Source organism: Acinetobacter sp. TGL-Y2, from assembly GCF_001612555.1.
Classification (GTDB): domain Bacteria; phylum Pseudomonadota; class Gammaproteobacteria; order Pseudomonadales; family Moraxellaceae; genus Acinetobacter.
The window spans coordinates 474,371-490,683 of sequence record NZ_CP015110.1; the positions used below are offsets into that span (position 1 = coordinate 474,371).

The following is a 16,313-nucleotide window of genomic DNA, read 5'->3' on the forward strand; positions in this document are numbered from 1 at the left end:
GGAGCATTTGCTCCTTTTTTCTCGTCTGATTAAAGTGGATCAGCATTATTTTTATTGTGAACTTCACAATTTTAAGTTTACTCTTGAGTGTAGTCAAAAAGTTCAAATTTAAGGAAGATGTCCATGTCCCGTGTAGCTCGCTTTCATGCTGATCGTACCAACCAAAAATTATATTTTGCACGTTTGTCATGTCAGCAAGCTGAACAAGTTGATCATGTGCAACAGGCACAAGCGCATCGTGAAGCTGCGGTCTTTCATTTGCACGGTGCATTGCTTGCTTTTCTGCAAGAACTGGTACGGTATTATCGACTCAATGACGCTGCGCCGACCTTAAAATCGATTGAAGAGCTGATGGCAGAAAAAGGACAAGTCTCACCTGAAGTGACCGTATTACAACAATTGGCAAAGCATGGTTTTATTGCAGAGCTGAAACGTGCCTATCGGATGTGTCAGTATGCACCTGAGCCGAGTACCCCTGAACCTGAACAAGAAACCTCTTCAAATTTGATTATTAAGGTGACACAAACCCCACAAGCATGGTTGCCAGATGCACAAATTTTAAGAGAATGGCATCGTGATTTGACCCAGCTCATTGATGGTTTTCGTAATGAAATGGTTGAGTTTTAAGACTAAACATGCCAGTTTAAGAAAATGACTTGAAATTTAGCTCATATGCTCCAATATAAGAAAGTCGATGTGATGCAAAGTGCATTCAGCATTTTGCCACCATGAGCGTCATGGAGGGTGGTATGTCTATAGAGCAGTTAAAAGAGTTGTTTGGCACTCAAGAGGCTATTCTGGAATTGGTTCAGCTAGAAGGTGGCGAGCTGGCTTTGCGTAATGCTGAATCTGAAAAAGATCCTTTACTCACCATCCAATTTAATGACGATATCAAAGCGCTTTTAGGTGATCAAATGCCCGTCATTGCGCAGCACATGATTCAGGCGGCTTTAATGGCGTTGTTAGAAAAGCAATCAAATGAGTGGAATGCTGAAGTGTTGGATGAAAAACCGCAGTTTTTGAGTTGATCTATCTATCCATGCTTTCAAAAAAACCGCACAAGACGTGCGGTTTTTTATATGTGCAGCTGAGTGCTCAATCAGTGCGAAGGCGACTGATGATGCGCAATTTCAATTTGATTCAAAATATAATTGCTCATATTTTTCGCCATCTCTTCCTTGGCAAGATACACTTCACCTAGGTGGTCTGCACGAATCAGATCCGCTTCAGCTTTATTTTCAGCACAGACCAAGACTTGAATTTGTGGATTCAAGATTTTAGCGGTATCCACGATCTTATGAATATCTAAAATATCCATCGGTGAGATCACCAAAAGACGCGCATGTTGAATATGTGCTTGAATCAGTACACCGGGTTCGGTGGCAGAACCTGACACTGCGGCAATCCCTTTTTCACGCAGATTTTCCACAATTTCACGATTTTCCTCTGCAATTACTACCTTAATGCCATCTTGCATGAGCGTCTTAGTAATACGGCGTCCGACTTCACCATGACCAACAATGACCACCTGATCCCGTAAGTAATCTTGAGAAACTTCATCAGGGAGCATCGCAAGTGGGTCACCGCTACGTTCAAGCAACCGCGCCAAATGTGATCGCTCACGAATCCATTTTTGCACCGGTTCAACTGCGGAGAACAGCAGCGAGTTCAGCGAAATGGAGAACAGGGCCCCTGCTAAAATCAAGTTCTGCGCTTCAAGGGTCAGTAAACCGATTGATAAGCCTAAAGTGGCTAAAATAAACGAGAACTCGCCAATTTGTGCCAAACTTGCGCCTACCGTTAGCGCAGTGTTGAGGGGGTAGCGGAAAAATAACACCAGCGCCATAGCAGCCAAGGTTTTACCCACCATGATGATGCCAATCACCGCTAAAATATGTAAAGGCTGTTCAATGATGATTTTCGGGTCAAACAACATGCCAACTGACACGAAAAATAAGATCGAAAAAACTTCACGCAAAGGCAGCGTTTCTTCTTCAGCGCGATGACTAAAGTCAGACTCTTTGACCACCATACCGGCGAAGAATGCACCCAGTGCCATAGATACACCAAAGATCGCGTATGAGCCGTAGGCAATGGAAATGGCTGCTGCAACCACCGTTAAGGTGAACAGCTCTCTAGAGCCCAAACGAACGACCAATTGCATGATCTTAGGCACCAAGCGTTTACCAATGATCAGCATAAATGCAATAAAACCGGTGACTTTTAATAAAGTTAAGCCCAGCGTCATCCAAATATTTTGGTCAGGATCAGCACCTTCTAATGCATTGCCGCCTAAAAGTACCGCCATTGCAGGCAATAGCACCAGCGCAAGCACCATGACCAAGTCTTCAACCAGCAACCAGCCGACTGCGATTTTACCGTTCACTGAGTCGAGTAGACCACGATCTCCCAATGCTTTTAAAAGCACCACAGTGCTGGCACAAGACAGACTGAGACCAAACACCAACGCGGAACCAAAACTCCAACCCCAGGTCATGGAAATGACGAGACCGAGCAAGGTTGCCACGGTGATTTGTAAAATTGCACCGGGAATCGCAATGCGACGAACTTGCATCAAATCTTTGAGTGAAAAATGCATCCCGACGCCAAACATGAGAAACATCACCCCAAGTTCAGCCAACTGGTTGGCAAGCGTGAGGTCTGCAACAATACCCGGCGTTTTTGGACTAATAACAATACCGGCAACAAGGTAGCCAACAAGGGGGGGTAGACGTAAACGAGCAGCGATATAGCCAAACACCAAGGCTAGACCAAAACCAACCGCAAGCAAAATAATCAGATCTACATCATGTGGCACTAAAAACCCCCTTCAATTATGGCAAGTGAATAGAAGATAAATGGATAAGCTGCTTCTAGCCTAAGTCAGTACAAAATAAGCACAAACAGTGCCAAAGCGCGTATAGAGTTTAACAACTCGAGCAAAAAAAAGGCGAAAAAAAACGATCCAAAGAGGATCGCTTTTTTAAGAAATCTAAAATTATTTAATTTTAGCTTCTTTGAAAATCACGTGTTGACGGATTTTTGGATCAAATTTTTTGATTTCCATTTTTTCCGGCATAGTACGTTTGTTCTTAGTCGTGGTATAGAAATAACCTGTACCCGCAGAAGAAACTAGGCGAATTTTATCACGCATGGTTCAGACTCCTTAGATCTTTTGACCTTGAGCACGTAGGTCAGCAACAACCTTTTCGATACCCAATTTGTCGATAATACGCATACCCTTAGTGGTTAAACGAAGACGTACGAAACGTTTTTCGCTTTCTAACCAGAAACGGTGGTGATGCAGGTTCGGCAGGAACCGGCGTTTAGTTTTGTTGTTGGCGTGTGAGACGTTGTTACCAACGACTGGACGCTTGCCGGTAACTTGGCAAACCTTAGACATGGTGTAACTCCATTGATTTAGCCAACAGCAATTCTGTGTGGCCAGTCAAAAAAAACGGATTGAATTCATTCAAGGGGCGTTTTATACCAAAATTCCGCTTAAAAGACAAGCGGAATTGATAAAAATGCGACGTGATCAGGTATGATAGATCATGCCTTGATCATTTAACGAAGAAAGGCTTTCTTAACCAGACTTGGAATCGGTCTATTAAACGGTGGCAGAATGTATTTTAAGCTAAATAGCTTAGGTACAGACATCACCGAACGTTCATTAGACAGACTAAAGAAGCCTTCAGGCCCATGATATCTTCCCATTCCAGATGCGCCGACACCACCAAAAGGTAAGTCATCTTGCGCGACATGGGTCACAACTGCATTTTGACCAAAGTGTCCAGAATGAGTGCGCTGAGCTACATATTCAGCTCGCGCATCGTTAAAGTCGAAGTAGTATAATGCAAGAGGACGGGGTCGGTCATTAATAAACTCGATAACTTCATCTATTTGATCATATTCTAAGATCGGTAAGATCGGCCCGAAGATCTCATTTTTCATGATCTCCATATCAGCAGTCACCCCAGTCAGTATCGTCGGAGCAAGCTTACGTACCGAACTTAAGTCTTCATTACGTGGATTAATTTCGACACTTTGCGCACCATTTTTTAAGGCATCGTCTAAATAACCTTGTAAGCGGCGATTTTGCTTGTCATTAATAATCGAGGTGTAATCTGGGTTGTCTTTGAGGCTTGGGTACATGCTTTTCACTACTGCTTTATAGCAGCGAATAAACTCAGCAGTTTTGCCACGGGGTAAATACAAATAATCCGGCGCGACACACGTTTGGCCAGCATTCCAAAGCTTACCAAAGGCAACCCGCTCTGCCACCACATTTAAATCAATAGACGGATGCACCACTACAGGTGATTTTCCACCCAATTCTAAAATCACAGGGACTAGGTTTTCAGCCGCGGCTTTCATGACAGTTTTACCGACATTGGTCGATCCTGTGAAAACCATTTTATCGAAGGCCAAATGACTAAACGTATCTGAGATGACGCCACCACCCGTCACAACAGCGACCAATTCTTGAGGAAAGGCTTCAGACAAGGCATTTTGTAAGACATAGCCAAAATGATGCGATGAACTGGATACTTTAATCATGGCATGGTTACCCGCAGCCAATGCGCAGATCAGTGGACTCAGTGCCAGTAGTAAAGGGTAGTTCCACGGCGCAATAATACCAATCACGCCCATCGGTTGATATTGCACCCAAGCTTTAGCTGGTTGATGCAAAATCCCAATATGACGTTTCGATGGTTTCATCCACTGGGTTAAATGCTTGCTATAATATTTGATCTGCTCTAAACACGTCAGCAATTCACCAATTTTGGTTTCTGAAATTGAACGATTACCATAATCTTGGTTAATGGCTTCTGCAATTTGGTCTTGGTATTTGACCAATACTTTTTTCAAACGAGCCAAGCGTTCAATGCGTTGTTGTGCTGTAGGCAGCGGATAACGTCGATACGCTTCTTTCTGTAGGGAAAGAAGGTCATGGATGCGTTGAACTTCAGATGCTTCAGTCTTCATAAGATTTGTTTTTGTTTGACTGTTCATGACCAGTACCACTAATGTAAGGGTTAATGTATTTTCATTTTTAGAGTAATTACTCTAAAAGTCAAGTCACTTTTGTGTTAGCGTTTGCTAACGGTATAAATGGTCAAAATTGGTATGCGGATGTCGAGCTCTAAAACATTGAAAACGAAAGACAGGATTTTGCAGATTAGTTTGCAACTTTTTAATGAGCGCGGCGAGCGTACAGTGACCACCAATCATATTGCTGCGGAGATGAGCATTAGTCCGGGCAACCTGTATTACCACTTTCGCAATAAGCAAGAAATCATTAAAGAATTGATGGAGCAGTACCAACAAGCCACGCTTGAGTTACTGGCTTTACCCGATGACCGTGCGGTCAATGCGAATGATAAAGTTCGTTATTTTCAAGTTTTAAGCAGTCAAATGTGGGAATACCGCTTTTTGCACCGCGATGTTTATCACTTAATTGAAAACAATGACGATTTTAGAAAGATTTATCCACGCTTTGCTGGCAAAGTGATGCAGCAGGGTCAAAAGATTTATCAAGCCTTTGTTGATGCTGGGCTGATGCAAATGACCGCATCTGAAATTGAAGCCTTGATTATTAACCTGTGGATTGTGCTGACCAATTGGACCAACTTCCTGTATATGTCGGGTCATTTAAAAGACTCCAATCATTTAGATGAAAAATGGGTCTGGCAAGCGCTACGTCAAATGGTGTTTTTGGAAGGGCCGTATTTACGTGGCGAGAGTCGTCAAACTTATGAGCGCTTGCTCGAGACATTAGGACCTTCTGAATTGTTTGCCAGTTTATCTGCAGATAAGCGCGACTAATTTGATTAAAGAAAATTTGAAAGCCCGTGAAAAAGCGTTAGAATACGCGGCTGTTTTTCAATTTAACTGTTAAGTGATATAAATCATCATGAATATGACCACTGCCAACACAGCACGTTTACTGATTACTTGTGAAGACAAGCCAGGCATCGTGCAAGCTGTATCGAGCTTTTTGTATCATCAAGGGGCAAATATTACTGCGCTTGATCAATATGCAACAGAAGCTCAAGGCGGACGTTATTTTATGCGTGTTGAGTTTGAGTTAGATAATCTTCAAAGTCGTAAAGAAAACATTTTACAGACGTTCGCATCGAATGTGGCTGAGCGCTACGAAATGCAATGGCGTTTGGCGTTGGTTGCTGATGTGAAAAAAGTCGGTATTTTGGTGTCTAAAGTTGATCATGCTTTGCTTGAGCTGTTATGGCGTCATGCGCGTGGCGGTTTGCCGTGTGAAATCACCAAAGTGGTATCGAACCATGACGCTTTACGTGAGTCAGTTGAAAACTTTGGTATTCCTTTTGAAGTTGTTCCTGTCAATAAAGACAACAAACGTGAAGCGTATGCAACCATTGATGAGCTGATGCAAGGCAATGATTTATTGGTACTTGCACGTTATATGCAAATTCTGGATGAAGAATTTGTAGCCAAGTGGGAAATGAAAGTGATCAATATTCACCATTCATTCTTGCCCGCTTTTGTAGGTGCAAACCCTTACAAACAAGCGCATGAGAAAGGCGTGAAGTTGATTGGTGCAACAGCACACTATGTAACGGCAGATTTGGACCAAGGTCCAATCATTGAGCAAGATGTAGAGCGTGTGAACCATGACTTCACCGTGGATCAACTGCGTGATTTGGGTCAAGACGTTGAACGTAACGTGCTTGCTCGTGCAGTAAAATGGCATTTGGAAGATCGTATTATTGTCGATGGTAATAAAACAGTGGTATTCCAATAAGTATTTGATACAAACCGAAAAAGGCATACTTAAAGTATGCCTTTTTTATTGGGGATTCAAAAAACTCATAAAAGGGTGGAATTAATAGTTGCAAATGAAAACACTTCTCATTTATTATTGGCGTACTTTAATTGCGCTAACCGATAAGTTCGATTGAATTCACCATTTTGGGAGTTCAACACTTGTATTAGGTCCAAAAATTTAATGAGTCAATCTTCTGCTCCAATGTCACATATTCCAAACCCAATGAAAAAGAAAGTCTTGGCTGCGCTTATGGCGGTGGTGATTGGGCATGTGGCTGTGTTGTTTGCGGTGAGCCATATGAAGACACCAGAACTCAAAAAAATTGAGAAAGATCCAATCAAGGTACGTTTTGTTCAAATTAAAGAAGATGCACCCCCTCCGCCACCTCCAGCAGAACCAGTAAAACCAAAAGTTCAGCCGAAACCTGAACCTAAAATGGTAAAGCCTCAACCTGTAGTCAAACCCAAGGTGATTGCGGAAAAGCCGAAACCTAAAGTTGAAGCGACCAAGCCAATTGTGGTGGATGATCGCAAAGAAGAATTGAAAAAAGAGCAAGAGCGTTTAGAGCAACAACGCCAAAATCAAGAACGTTTAGAGCAACAAAAGCGCGAACAATCACAAAGAGATCAAGCGGAACGCGAGCGTAAAGCTCAAGAGCAGGCTCAAGCGGAACGTGATCGTTTAGCGCGTGAGCAAGCCGCAAGAAATACCCCAAGAACCTTGAGTCAAGGTCAAATTTCGTGGGTACGTTCACCAAAACCATCATATACAAATAAAGATTTACAAGGTTCAGACCGTGTCATTGTGGTGGCTATAGAAGCAGATACAAGCGGTCGTGTAACCAATGTTCGAGTGACCAAATCCAGTGGGGTTCCTGCATTGGATCAGAAAATTGTTCGCTCGGTACAAAATGCAAAATTTAAACCCTATAAGGAGAATGGTGTGGCTTATCCGTTTAAGGCTGAGCAACCCTTCGAATTAAAATTAAATTCTAACGGCTAACCATTATTAGGAGTTCGAGTATGAACTTTTCAGTGTATTGGCAACATGCAGATGCAGTCAGTAAAACGCTGTATTTCGTGTTGTTGGCAATGTCCATTGCGACATGGACCATCGTCGTTTTACGTCTGATGGGAACACGTCAGCTGAAAGAACACGCTTATGCTCAACTTTCGAAAGCATTAAACAGTTTGAAAGCTAAATTTGCGCCACTGGGTTTTGATCAGCGTAAAGCAGTGGCAGAACAAGCATTATTGCGTCAAATTTCAGTCGAAAAAGCCTCTGCTGAGAAAGGCATTGCTGTATTGGGTACCATTGCATCTCTTGCGCCATTTGTTGGCTTGTTCGGTACAGTATGGGGTATTTTCCACGCATTAGTTGCCGTTGGTAAAAGCGGTCAAGCCGGTCTTGCTCAAGTTGCCACCCCTGTAGGTGAAGCATTGATTATGACTGGTATTGGTCTTGCGGTTGCGATTCCTGCGGTGATTGCATACAACATTTGTGTACGTTTTAACCGTACTTTAAGCAACGAATTACAAGATCATGCGCATAGCTTGTTGATTGATACCATGTTACAGCAGGATTCGTCATTGCAAAAAGCTGAAGTGAAAAGTACACAAGACGGTTTAGTGGGAGGTCAAGTTTAATGGCTTTTCAATTGGGTGAAGACAACGAAACAGGCATGACGGAGATGAACCTCATCCCGTTAATCGACATTATGTTGGTATTGATGATCATCTTTTTGGTGACAGCAACCGTTGCAAACCCATCAATTCCATTAAGTTTACCAAAAACTACGGTGGATATTATTGATCCGCCCCCTGAGTCAATTCAAGTGAGCATTAATGCTCAAGGCGAAGTGGCATGGGATGCTGAAATCATCACGATTGAGGAATTACAGAAGCGATTTGATACCGCAGGTCAAGCTGCACAGCAACCGACGATTATTCTAAAAGCAGATAAAGATTCACGTTATGACACGGTTGCACAAGTCATGTCTCGTGCAAGCGAAGCCGGGCTTTCCGATATTGCTTTTGCAACGGATAATTAATCTGAATATTTAAAAAGCGACCTGACGATGTAAATTATCAGGTCGCTTTTTTGAACTCAATTTTTAAGATGATCTCAAAAACTAAAAAATAATCTTATTCGGATTTCATTAAATCTTGGAATTTGCTACGTAATTTCATGAGTTTGGGTGGAATGGAGAAGTTACAGTAACCTTGACCTGGATTCTTTTCAAAGAAGTTTTGGTGATGCTCTTCAGCCGCATAGAAAGTCGGGGCAGGGCTAACTTCAGTCACAATGTCTAAATCCATTGCTTTAAGCGATTCAATGACTTCATGAGTTTGTCGCTGCTGGTCTTCATTGTAGTAAAACACCACAGAGCGGTACTGCGTACCGACATCATTTCCTTGGCGGTTCAAGGTGGTTGGATCATGCAGTGCAAAGAAAACATTGAGTAATTGTGTATAAGAGATTTGCGACTCATCATAGTCAATCTGAATCACTTCAGCGTGATTGGTTTCACCTGTGCAGACTTCTTCATAAGTCGGATTGACGGTATGACCACCTGCGTAGCCACTGACGACTTTGTGCACGCCTTTTAACTGAAGAAAAACTGCTTCTATACACCAGAAACAACCGCCACCCAATAATGCTTGTTGCATCGTCTTATCCTATGTAATCAATCTATGTTTGATATATGGGGACACGTTCTCCCTAAATCAAAGATTACAGCCTGCATTGAACAGGCTGTAATCTATCCGTTTAGCGCGGTTGAATTGTAGACTCGTATTGTAGAACTGGATTGCCTTGACGGTCTAAGAGTCTTAAGGTTTTCGCATAGACTTGATAACCTGCAACTTTCGCCAAAGCTTGGTTATATTTGTCTGCAAGCTCCATGGTATTTTGGCACATCATACGCGTACCCGCCAACTGCGATAAATTCAGTTGATGACCTTCTACGCTATATGTACCCATAACACGATTACAGCCATCTGCACCACTTACACGTTGTGTCGCTGCATCAAACTGAATGCTGGGTACATTGTGGGCTGTTGGGTCAGTTTTGTATTCTACCGTGCCAATATGCGTCAAAATCCAAGTCTTATTTTGCAATAAAGCCAGATTCTCTGCTTGTTGCGCTGAGCTCTGCATGGTTGTACAGCCTGTGAATGCCAATGTTGAACTTAATGCAGCGACAATGAGTAACTTTTTTAACATAATATCCCCTCAAACCATTTGGTTTAGTTGTCTGCTTAATATAAGCAAAAAAATAGCAAAATCACCAGATTAACTGTGTATCTTGCTGCATTTTTTAAGCTGCGTTTTAAGGCGCTAAAGCGGGATTGCTCTGAGGCAGTCCCAAACGAAGCACTTCCGAATAATTTAAACTGCTTTGATGATCAAAGTCATTATATTCTAAGGCTCTTGGATTGACATGTGCGCGTTGATACCAAGTTTTCATATCCCAGTGTTGATTGATTGCACCCAGATCATATAAATAGTTAGGCAAATATCCTGATGCCAATAAGCGATAATCTGTCGGCAGTTCTTTATTCGACACCGCTTGAACCATATCAAACACCAAGGTCGTGCAGTTGGTGGTCAGCGTGTTATACCATTTTGCTTGTTGGTTTAATTCATCTGCTTTATGTAGATACTGTTCAAACAGGGCTTTCATCTCTGCTTGAGGCATATTGACAGGAAAGAAATACACTTGTTCATTTCGAATATTACTGCGCGTATATACGATATCTTTTTCATCAGAAGCCACTAAACTGACTTCGTACTTGCGAAAGAAGCCACCAATGGCAGAGAATTCTTCGGTTTTTTCTTTACGAATTTCGATAGAGAAGGTTAAAGGTTTGGTATTAGCAAAGTCAAAGCTGACCAAAGTATGCGCAATCTGAGGTCCCATCCAGTAGGACGTAATAATATTGATGCCCGTGATTTGATTTAAATCATAGATTCTACTTTCCCAGCGTTCATCAAAGGTACCATTGCTGTGCCAATTAAAGTTGCGGACATTGTTGAGCGTAACGATGTCGCCTTGTCGCTGGTAATTTAAAATACGTGCGACTTCTGGACTCCACTCTCGATCTTGTTTGGCTTCTAAGCCGAAATACCAAGCCAGACTTAAGATGAAAATCACAATATATACAATAACGTCTTTAGTACGACTAAAAAAATGTTGAGTGGCATAGATGCCCAAAATACTTAAAGCGAAGGCAATCCATGTCCCAATCAGCACTCGACTGACCAGCCATCCGAAAGGTTCCTGAATCCAAAGTGCAAAGCAGAGCCAAATTGAGGAGAAAACCACGAAGATGCTAAATACAAAATGCAGTGCGCCCATGCCAAGCGCACTGAAAAACTCTCGGTTGCCGATATTATGCATATTCGATCATTATAGGTATAAATTATCGATTATTTTCGGTAGGTTGCGAACTCAAAAGCAATCCCTGTTTTGTCGTCGATATGTTGTTCAGACGCGATCTTTTTAAACTCAGCAGGAATATCTGGATAGTGTGCGTCGCCTTGAACATCGAGTTCTACATGGGTTAGCTCTAAACGATCTGCAATCGACAAGGTTTGTTTGAAAATTTCACCACCACCAATAATAAACAATGTGGAGGGTTTTTCTGAGGCTTGAACATCAGCAACCGCTTGAGTCAATGCATCTTCAATACTGTATGCGACTTTGGTTCCATCAAAATGCCAGTCTGTATCACGGGTAATCACCCAGTTCACACGTTTGGGTAGGGTTCGTCCCATCGACTCTAAGGTCTTACGCCCCATCAGCACTACACCGCCTTGGGTGATGTCTTTAAAATGCTTTAAGTCAGCAGAAATGTGCCAAGGTAAGTCATTGCCTTTACCAATGCAGTGCTTTTGATCCATCGCAACCACGTGAACCACTTCTAAATTTTGAAATGCCATAATCTTCTCAATATCTTTATATCGTTGAATGCACTCAGTATCATTGTAGTGAAAGCGCAAACCATGATCCTAGGCAATGCTCTAAAATCCCCCAATATTGGGGGATTTTAGAGGGTAATTGATATTAAACCGCAACAGGTGCTTTAATGCCTGGATGTGACTCATAACCGACAATTTCAATGTCTTCAAATTTAAAGGCAAACAGGTCTTTAATGTCAGGATTCAGTTTTAACTGACACAGTTCAAGTGGTTCACGGCTCAATTGTAACTTTGCTTGTTCAAAATGATTGGCATACAGATGCGTATCACCCCCTGTCCAGACGAAATCGCCCACTTCAAGGTCACACACTTGCGCGATCATATGCGTCAATAACGCATAGCTGGCAATGTTAAACGGCACACCCAAGAATACATCAGCACTGCGCTGATAGAGCTGACAAGACAATTTACCATTTTGGACAAAAAACTGGAACAGCGTATGGCACGGTGGTAGCGCCACTTGACCCGCTTCATTGGGATTCCAACCCGACACGATTAAACGGCGCGAGTTAGGATTGGTTTTGATCTCGTTAATCAACCACTGAATTTGGTCAAAGCCATCGTTTTCATACAAGCCATCTGCTTTTTTAGTCGCGCCAAAATTACGCCATTGATGACCATAAATCGGGCCAAGTTCACCTTCAGGACGACCAAAACGTGCAGTTTGTTCTGCGGTTGACCATTCATCCCAAATGCGAACCGTATTGTCTTTTAAATACTGAACATTGGTATCACCTTTTAAAAACCACAATAGTTCAATCACAATCGAACGAAAGTGTACTTTTTTGGTGGTCAATAAAGGAAAACCTTTGGACAGATCAAAGCGCATTTGATGACCGAATACTGAACGTGTTCCTGTACCCGTACGGTCGCCTTTATCGCCGCCGTTGTCTAGGATGTGTTGTAATAGGTCTAAATACGCTTTCATAAAATTCCTAAAAAAGTAGCACAATCTATAAAGTTTCAATGACCTGAAAAAGTCGACTGAAGACTTCCAGATGAGGGTTTGGTCTAACTCAGCAGTGTACCTGATTGGGCATTGTTTTTTAAGTCTCTTAGGTCAAATAGAAACTTTAAGCATTGCGTTTTGCTCTATGTTCTACGGTTGAAACCAAGAAAAAACCAATCAGTACAAAACCCAGTAACTGCACCCATAATACCAAAAACGAAATCAGATCTGTTGCGGCTAAACTCAGACTTAACAGCAATATTCCCACAATCGGAGTGCCCCAAAAGAGTCGTTGAAAGTGTTTTTTATCAGGGTGGTTTTGTCTAATTTGCAGTGACCACGCGCGAATAAAATGTAGCAAAACTCCTAAAGCTAAACTGAATCCTGTAAATGTTGTGCTGAGTTGTAATGACTGAGATGCAGTTAAAATCACCACACAGGTGCCAATTATGACACTGAGTTTAATCGGTCGTGTACAACGCTCAGAATACCAAAAATTAAACATGGCTTATGTGTTTTCACTTTGATTTTGATTAAGCAGCGACAACGGTGAAAAAAGACAAATCGCCAATGCCATAAAGGCCAACCCTTGTGCGCCTGGGAGTAATATTTCACCGTCTTTCATATGCATGAAAATGAGACTGAGTAATAGCGCAATGGGAATCCAAATCAATACACGATACAAGAGTCCGGTGGGATTTTTGGCTGCAAAATGGATTTTGCAATAGCGACAAATCAGGAAAATCAGCCCTGTACCCACGAACATTAAAATCGCTTGAAGCGGTAAAGGATCCATCCAATACAGTACCGCAGCGATGACTGCGAGAAGGATAAAAAATAAGAATTTATGTAGGGTTGCAACACGTGGGTCAAACCAAAATTCGAGCATAGATATTTTTTTAAAAAAAAGTTTATATAAGTATAGTTTAATTAAGATCAAATATAAGCTTTAGTTATTTCTATATAGAGTTATAGAAGGATAATAACAATGTCAAAAATAGAAAAATTACCTACACAGTTTTCACCATTTTTAAAGGAAATAGAATCAACCTTAAAAACTTGCATCGAGTTTGATCGTGAAGAAAAAAGTCATATTTATTTATGGCAAAGTAATTTAGGAGCATATCCATATTTACCTTTAAACTTTGAATATCCGTGTTCTAAGATGACCAATGAGCCTTTACAATTTTTGGCACAGATCAATTTTTCGGACTTTCCTCATTTAGAGAATTTTCCTGCAAAAGGAATTTTACAGTTTTATCTCAATATGAAAGAGTGGGATTTGGGAATGGATGAAAGTCTGGATAGACTACAATTAAACCATCGTGTGCTATATTTTCCAGATGTGGACGAAAATGAAAAATTATTAAAAAATCGTGAAACATTAAAACAGCTTTCTGAAATTCCTGAAGATGAAGAGGAATTATGGGTTGGAGCAAGTGGACTGGTTTTTAAAGAGGTTCAACAATACATCACTTTTTTTGATTATCGATTTGCGCCGTTACTTTTTAATCGCAATGAAGTTGCTGAAAGTTGGGAAGATGATGATCTCTTACATGCCTATCATTATTATGAAAAACCTTACACTGAAGAATTCCAATTAGAAGGTGGTCATAGAATAGGGGGATATGCAAATTATTTACATTCCACTGATAATCGAATTGAGTTTGGAATTAAAGATTATCTATTGCTCATGCAGTTAGATATTGATGAAGGCTTAGAGTGGTGTGATAACGGTATTGCGCAATGGTATATCCACCCAAGAGATTTAAAGCAAAAAGATTTCTCTAAAGTCGTTTTCCTATGGGCCTGTCATTGAATAAAAAAGCGAATATTTAATTCAATATTCGCTTTTAGTTATTTAATCTATTTTTAGCTATCAAGTATTCTTTTGTGGACCCCAGTCATAAATTTTCTTTTGGTAGGCATACCACATCATCCATAGACCAATCAAAATCATGGGTAGACTCAGGAATTGACCTTTGCTCATCCATGCAATAAACAATTGACCATTGTCTGGTTCACGGAAGAATTCAACGATAAAGCGAGCTAAACCATAACCGATCAGAAACAGCGCAGATACTGCCATACGTGGACGAGGTTTTGAGCTGAACCACCATAGTACAATGAATAAAATCAAACCTTCACACAGCGCTTGATACAGCTGTGAGGGATGGCGAACCAGTTGTAATGGGTCTGTGGGGAAAATCATCCCGAATGCAAAATTTGGATCAGAGACTTGGCGACCATACAGCTCACCGCCAATAAAGTTACCTATACGACCAAACATCAGACCTGTTGGCACACAGGGTGCAATAAAGTCTAGGGTTTGGAACCATGTCATTTTGTATTTCTTGCACCATAACAGCATCGCCAGAATGACACCCAAGAATCCGCCGTGGAAGCTCATGCCGCCTGTCCAGACTTGGAACAGCCACAGTGGATTTGCCAAAAACTGCTCAAATCCATAGAAAAATACGTAGCCGACACGACCACCCAAGACCACACCTAAAGCACCATAAAAGATGAGGTCAGAGACCATATCGGGTGTCCAACCGCGCTGTTTAGCCCGATAGTTTGCAAGCCCCCAAGCGAATAAAAAGGCAAGCAAATACATCAGCCCATACCAATGGACTTGTAATGGACCCAGCGATATCGCAACGGGGTCAATGGATGGGTAGGTCAGCATTCCTGTTCCTTGATATTCTGTTTTGCACAGATTTTAGCTGAAACCTTTAAAAAATGTTGTACATTCAGTGTGTAAAGTTAAAAGGGCAGAACAATGTGTATTGTCGCAATCGCATGGCAAGTACTGGAAAACAGACCACTGTGTATGATTTCGAATCGGGATGAGTTCTATCATCGCCCCGCATCGACCATTCATGCATGGCCAGATAGCTCAATTATTGCAGGGCAAGATTTACATTCAGGTGGTACCTGGATGGGCATAACCCCAAAAGGTCGATGGGCAGTTGTGACCAACTTTAGAGAAGGTGGGCATAAAGCTCTTTATCCAACGTCTCGTGGACATCTGATTCAAGCCTTTCTAGAGTCAGATGCAACTCCCATTCGCTTTGCCAAACAGATTGAAAAAGTGCAATGTGATTATGCAGGCTTTAATCTATTCTTGGGCGATCAAACACAAGCCGTGTATATGAGTAATCGCGGTGAAGCGCCGCAAGTTTTGCCTAGAGGGGTTTATGTCGTATCTAATGGCTTAATGAGCGATGATTGGGAAAAAACCAGACATTTACGTAAGCGCTTCACCCAAGAGTTTCTGCCGATGCTGCAACATCATGACACACCGCAAAGGGATATTGAATATGCGGTTTGGGACATCTTAGAAGATGAACGAAAAATTATTCCAACCCTTTTGCCAGAAACGGGTATTGCGATTGAAATGGAAGAATTGTTGTCCTCGACCTTTATTCAAAGTCCTGTTTATGGCACACGGTGTTCGAATTTTCTCAGTTTAAAGCATCAATACTTTGAATGGTTGGAGAAAACTCAACAGGGTGAGTATCAAGGTAAGATCATAAAAATGAATGTAAATACAGAATAAAAAATGCCGAC

Annotated in this window: 21 protein-coding genes; 9 read left to right on the top strand and 12 right to left on the bottom strand. The window is 41.7% G+C overall.

The features are described from left to right. Positions 1 to 123 precede the first annotated feature (123 nt). Positions 124 to 627, top strand: coding sequence for a DUF6586 family protein (locus AMD27_RS02190; protein ID WP_067655738.1), 504 nt, complete (start codon positions 124 to 126; stop codon positions 625 to 627). Between the two features lie 122 nt (positions 628 to 749). Beyond that, on the top strand, positions 750 to 1,028 hold the full coding sequence (locus tag AMD27_RS02195) for a hypothetical protein (RefSeq protein ID WP_067655741.1): 279 nt from the start codon (positions 750 to 752) through the stop codon (positions 1,026 to 1,028). Between the two features lie 71 nt (positions 1,029 to 1,099). On the opposite strand, the gene AMD27_RS02200 is transcribed toward AMD27_RS02195, so the two are convergent. From AMD27_RS02200 to AMD27_RS02215, 4 genes are all read right to left on the bottom strand, one after another. Further along, entirely contained in the window at positions 1,100 to 2,818 is a 1,719-nt protein-coding gene (locus tag AMD27_RS02200; protein ID WP_067655743.1) for a cation:proton antiporter, read from the bottom strand. A 180-nt stretch (positions 2,819 to 2,998) separates the two neighbouring features. Next, positions 2,999 to 3,154 carry a 50S ribosomal protein L33 gene (gene rpmG / locus AMD27_RS02205; protein WP_001205031.1) on the bottom strand — a complete coding sequence of 52 codons (156 nt, stop codon included), beginning with the start codon at positions 3,152 to 3,154 and terminating at the stop codon, positions 2,999 to 3,001. Positions 3,155 to 3,166: 12 nt separating this feature from the next. Then, the gene (gene rpmB, locus AMD27_RS02210) at positions 3,167 to 3,403 is read right to left on the bottom strand and encodes a 50S ribosomal protein L28 (protein ID WP_067655746.1); all 237 of its coding nucleotides are present in this window, start codon (positions 3,401 to 3,403) and stop codon (positions 3,167 to 3,169) included. 164 nt (positions 3,404 to 3,567) lie between these two features. Beyond that, a complete protein-coding gene (locus AMD27_RS02215; protein WP_067655749.1) occupies positions 3,568 to 5,016 on the bottom strand; it encodes a coniferyl aldehyde dehydrogenase in 1,449 nt (482 codons plus the stop codon). A 120-nt stretch (positions 5,017 to 5,136) separates the two neighbouring features. On the opposite strand from AMD27_RS02215, the gene AMD27_RS02220 reads away from it, so the two are divergent. The 5 genes from AMD27_RS02220 (at position 5,137) to AMD27_RS02240 (ending at position 8,858) form a co-directional block, all read left to right on the top strand. Next, positions 5,137 to 5,829 carry a TetR/AcrR family transcriptional regulator gene (locus AMD27_RS02220; RefSeq protein WP_067662698.1) on the top strand — a complete coding sequence of 231 codons (693 nt, stop codon included), beginning with the start codon at positions 5,137 to 5,139 and terminating at the stop codon, positions 5,827 to 5,829. 88 nt (positions 5,830 to 5,917) lie between these two features. Continuing rightward, positions 5,918 to 6,784: a formyltetrahydrofolate deformylase gene (purU, locus tag AMD27_RS02225; protein WP_067655752.1), complete on the top strand. Its 867-nt coding sequence runs from the start codon at positions 5,918 to 5,920 to the stop codon at positions 6,782 to 6,784. 204 nt (positions 6,785 to 6,988) lie between these two features. Next, positions 6,989 to 7,810 (top strand): energy transducer TonB, encoded by an 822-nt coding sequence (locus AMD27_RS02230; protein WP_067655755.1) that lies wholly within the window; start codon positions 6,989 to 6,991, stop codon positions 7,808 to 7,810. Positions 7,811 to 7,830: 20 nt separating this feature from the next. Further along, the gene (locus AMD27_RS02235; RefSeq protein WP_067655758.1) at positions 7,831 to 8,454 is read left to right on the top strand and encodes a MotA/TolQ/ExbB proton channel family protein; all 624 of its coding nucleotides are present in this window, start codon (positions 7,831 to 7,833) and stop codon (positions 8,452 to 8,454) included. Further along, positions 8,454 to 8,858: an ExbD/TolR family protein gene (locus tag AMD27_RS02240; RefSeq protein WP_067655761.1), complete on the top strand. Its 405-nt coding sequence runs from the start codon at positions 8,454 to 8,456 to the stop codon at positions 8,856 to 8,858. The genes AMD27_RS02235 and AMD27_RS02240 overlap by 1 nt, the downstream gene beginning before the upstream one ends. A gap of 94 nt (positions 8,859 to 8,952) precedes the next feature. On the opposite strand, the gene msrA is transcribed toward AMD27_RS02240, so the two are convergent. From msrA to AMD27_RS02275, 7 genes are all read right to left on the bottom strand, one after another. Next, on the bottom strand, positions 8,953 to 9,477 hold the full coding sequence (msrA, locus tag AMD27_RS02245; RefSeq protein WP_067655764.1) for a peptide-methionine (S)-S-oxide reductase MsrA: 525 nt from the start codon (positions 9,475 to 9,477) through the stop codon (positions 8,953 to 8,955). 100 nt (positions 9,478 to 9,577) lie between these two features. Continuing rightward, complete coding sequence (locus AMD27_RS02250) at positions 9,578 to 10,033, bottom strand: META domain-containing protein (RefSeq protein WP_067655767.1); 456 nt, start codon at positions 10,031 to 10,033, stop codon at positions 9,578 to 9,580. Between the two features lie 106 nt (positions 10,034 to 10,139). Beyond that, positions 10,140 to 11,210: a DUF4105 domain-containing protein gene (locus tag AMD27_RS02255; protein ID WP_067655770.1), complete on the bottom strand. Its 1,071-nt coding sequence runs from the start codon at positions 11,208 to 11,210 to the stop codon at positions 10,140 to 10,142. 29 nt (positions 11,211 to 11,239) lie between these two features. Beyond that, positions 11,240 to 11,752 carry a dihydrofolate reductase gene (locus AMD27_RS02260; RefSeq protein ID WP_067655773.1) on the bottom strand — a complete coding sequence of 171 codons (513 nt, stop codon included), beginning with the start codon at positions 11,750 to 11,752 and terminating at the stop codon, positions 11,240 to 11,242. 124 nt (positions 11,753 to 11,876) lie between these two features. Further along, the gene (thyA, locus tag AMD27_RS02265; protein WP_067655777.1) at positions 11,877 to 12,719 is read right to left on the bottom strand and encodes a thymidylate synthase; all 843 of its coding nucleotides are present in this window, start codon (positions 12,717 to 12,719) and stop codon (positions 11,877 to 11,879) included. A 145-nt stretch (positions 12,720 to 12,864) separates the two neighbouring features. Then, positions 12,865 to 13,245, bottom strand: a complete 381-nt coding sequence (locus tag AMD27_RS02270) for a hypothetical protein (protein ID WP_067655780.1) — start codon at positions 13,243 to 13,245, stop codon at positions 12,865 to 12,867. Positions 13,246 to 13,248: 3 nt separating this feature from the next. Further along, on the bottom strand, positions 13,249 to 13,629 hold the full coding sequence (locus tag AMD27_RS02275; protein WP_067662701.1) for a hypothetical protein: 381 nt from the start codon (positions 13,627 to 13,629) through the stop codon (positions 13,249 to 13,251). A 99-nt stretch (positions 13,630 to 13,728) separates the two neighbouring features. Here AMD27_RS02275 and AMD27_RS02280 point away from each other — a divergent pair, with 99 nt between their 5' ends. After that, a complete protein-coding gene (locus AMD27_RS02280) occupies positions 13,729 to 14,559 on the top strand; it encodes a YwqG family protein (protein ID WP_067655784.1) in 831 nt (276 codons plus the stop codon). A 60-nt stretch (positions 14,560 to 14,619) separates the two neighbouring features. Here the strand turns inward: AMD27_RS02280 and lgt are convergent, their stop codons facing one another. Next, a complete protein-coding gene (gene lgt / locus AMD27_RS02285) occupies positions 14,620 to 15,429 on the bottom strand; it encodes a prolipoprotein diacylglyceryl transferase (RefSeq protein ID WP_067655787.1) in 810 nt (269 codons plus the stop codon). 93 nt (positions 15,430 to 15,522) lie between these two features. Between lgt and AMD27_RS02290 the strand changes: the two genes are divergently transcribed. After that, entirely contained in the window at positions 15,523 to 16,302 is a 780-nt protein-coding gene (locus AMD27_RS02290) for an NRDE family protein (RefSeq protein ID WP_067655790.1), read from the top strand. Positions 16,303 to 16,313: the final 11 nt, after the last annotated feature.

Coding starts and splice junctions, on each gene's coding strand:
- AMD27_RS02190 (WP_067655738.1), top strand. CDS start 124: ATGTCCCGTGTAGCTCGCTTTCATGCTGATCGTACCAACCAAAAATTA.
- AMD27_RS02195 (WP_067655741.1), top strand. CDS start 750: ATGTCTATAGAGCAGTTAAAAGAGTTGTTTGGCACTCAAGAGGCTATT.
- rpmG (WP_001205031.1), bottom strand. CDS start 3,154: ATGCGTGATAAAATTCGCCTAGTTTCTTCTGCGGGTACAGGTTATTTC.
- rpmB (WP_067655746.1), bottom strand. CDS start 3,403: ATGTCTAAGGTTTGCCAAGTTACCGGCAAGCGTCCAGTCGTTGGTAAC.
- AMD27_RS02215 (WP_067655749.1), bottom strand. CDS start 5,016: ATGAACAGTCAAACAAAAACAAATCTTATGAAGACTGAAGCATCTGAA.
- AMD27_RS02220 (WP_067662698.1), top strand. CDS start 5,137: ATGTCGAGCTCTAAAACATTGAAAACGAAAGACAGGATTTTGCAGATT.
- purU (WP_067655752.1), top strand. CDS start 5,918: ATGAATATGACCACTGCCAACACAGCACGTTTACTGATTACTTGTGAA.
- AMD27_RS02230 (WP_067655755.1), top strand. CDS start 6,989: ATGAGTCAATCTTCTGCTCCAATGTCACATATTCCAAACCCAATGAAA.
- AMD27_RS02235 (WP_067655758.1), top strand. CDS start 7,831: ATGAACTTTTCAGTGTATTGGCAACATGCAGATGCAGTCAGTAAAACG.
- AMD27_RS02240 (WP_067655761.1), top strand. CDS start 8,454: ATGGCTTTTCAATTGGGTGAAGACAACGAAACAGGCATGACGGAGATG.
- msrA (WP_067655764.1), bottom strand. CDS start 9,477: ATGCAACAAGCATTATTGGGTGGCGGTTGTTTCTGGTGTATAGAAGCA.
- AMD27_RS02250 (WP_067655767.1), bottom strand. CDS start 10,033: ATGTTAAAAAAGTTACTCATTGTCGCTGCATTAAGTTCAACATTGGCA.
- AMD27_RS02255 (WP_067655770.1), bottom strand. CDS start 11,210: ATGCATAATATCGGCAACCGAGAGTTTTTCAGTGCGCTTGGCATGGGC.
- AMD27_RS02260 (WP_067655773.1), bottom strand. CDS start 11,752: ATGGCATTTCAAAATTTAGAAGTGGTTCACGTGGTTGCGATGGATCAA.
- thyA (WP_067655777.1), bottom strand. CDS start 12,719: ATGAAAGCGTATTTAGACCTATTACAACACATCCTAGACAACGGCGGC.
- AMD27_RS02270 (WP_067655780.1), bottom strand. CDS start 13,245: ATGTTTAATTTTTGGTATTCTGAGCGTTGTACACGACCGATTAAACTC.
- AMD27_RS02275 (WP_067662701.1), bottom strand. CDS start 13,629: ATGCTCGAATTTTGGTTTGACCCACGTGTTGCAACCCTACATAAATTC.
- AMD27_RS02280 (WP_067655784.1), top strand. CDS start 13,729: ATGTCAAAAATAGAAAAATTACCTACACAGTTTTCACCATTTTTAAAG.
- lgt (WP_067655787.1), bottom strand. CDS start 15,429: ATGCTGACCTACCCATCCATTGACCCCGTTGCGATATCGCTGGGTCCA.
- AMD27_RS02290 (WP_067655790.1), top strand. CDS start 15,523: ATGTGTATTGTCGCAATCGCATGGCAAGTACTGGAAAACAGACCACTG.